2 protein-coding genes are annotated in these 1,191 nt (G+C 68.8%); both read right to left on the minus strand.

Annotated elements, in window-relative coordinates; genetic code table 11:
• On the minus strand, window positions 1–491 hold a 491-nt coding region (locus tag KH616_RS25205), incomplete at its 3' end, for a chloride channel protein (protein WP_292255299.1).
• A 103-nt stretch (window positions 492–594) separates the two neighbouring features.
• On the minus strand, window positions 595–1,191 hold a 597-nt coding region (locus tag KH616_RS25210; protein ID WP_292255302.1), incomplete at its 5' end, for a putative sulfate exporter family transporter.

The following is a 1,191-nucleotide window of genomic DNA, read 5'->3' on the forward strand; positions in this document are numbered from 1 at the left end:
TCGCCCACAACCACCACGCCGTCGTGCGCGATCGTCGGGCCCGACGCGGCGAGGGCCGCGAGCTGCACCATCGGCCCTTCGCGGCCGATCGAGCCGCCGGTGCCGATGGTCAGCAGCGACGACACGCTGCGCCACAGGCTTTGCCGGACCGGCACGACGCCATTGCCGAGCGCCACCGCTTCCATGTAGTCGGTCGTGCGCGCCTTCGCGTCGCCGCGGGTGGCGAGCAGCAGCACGCAGCCGGCGAGAAAGCCGCCCGCGCCGGGCAGCCAGAAGCGCACGTACCACGGCAAGCGCTTGGCCATGTCGACGAAGCTGCCGCTGCCGCCGGACAACGCCAGTTGAATCAGCTCGACGCCCTGGCGGAACGCGACCGTCGCGAACGCACCGCCGATGCCGACGATTACTGACCAGATCAGCATCGTGTGGGCATCGGATACGCGGAACAGCGTTTGGGCGCGGGTGCGCAGCTTCAGCAGGAACGAGAGCACGACTGAGCGGGAACGATGGAAACCGACGCGAAGCATAGCACTGCGACGCGCCCGCGGGCGGTTCCCGGCGGGCGCGTCGCACGAAGGCCAGCGGGCAGGGCGTTCAGCCAAGCCAGTGCTGCACCGACCAGGTGATACCGTAGCCGCCGGCGATCAGCCATACATAGAGGATGAGACCTGCCGTCAGCGCGCGTGGGCCGGCTGCGCGGACCTGCGACAGGCGCGTTTCGATGCCGAGCGCCGTCATCGCCATCGTCAGCGCAAACGTGTCGAGCACGTTGATCGTGTGCGTGATGTCGGCGGACAGCACGTCCAGCGAATTGACGAGCACGCAGCCGAGGAAGCCGAGCGCAAACCACGGCACGGCGATCCTGCGCGTGCCATGCGCGCCGCCGGCCGATGCCGAGCGTGCAAGCCAGGCGCCGAGCACGAGCAGCACGGGTACGAGCAGCATCACGCGGGTCATCTTGACGATCGTGGCGATCTGCGCGACCTGCGGGCTGATGTCGCTTGCCGCTCCGACCACTTGCGCGACCTCGTGGATCGTGCCGCCGAAGAACAGACCGAGGCCGGCCGGATCGAGGTTCAGCAGGCCGGCACGATACGCGAGCGGATACGCGAACATCGACAGCGTGCCGAACAGCACGACGCTGCCGACGGCCATCGCGCTTTGGTGCGGCTTCGAGCGCAGCGTCGATTC

Source organism: Burkholderia sp. (assembly GCF_018375725.1).
In the GTDB taxonomy this organism is placed as follows: domain Bacteria; phylum Pseudomonadota; class Gammaproteobacteria; order Burkholderiales; family Burkholderiaceae; genus Burkholderia.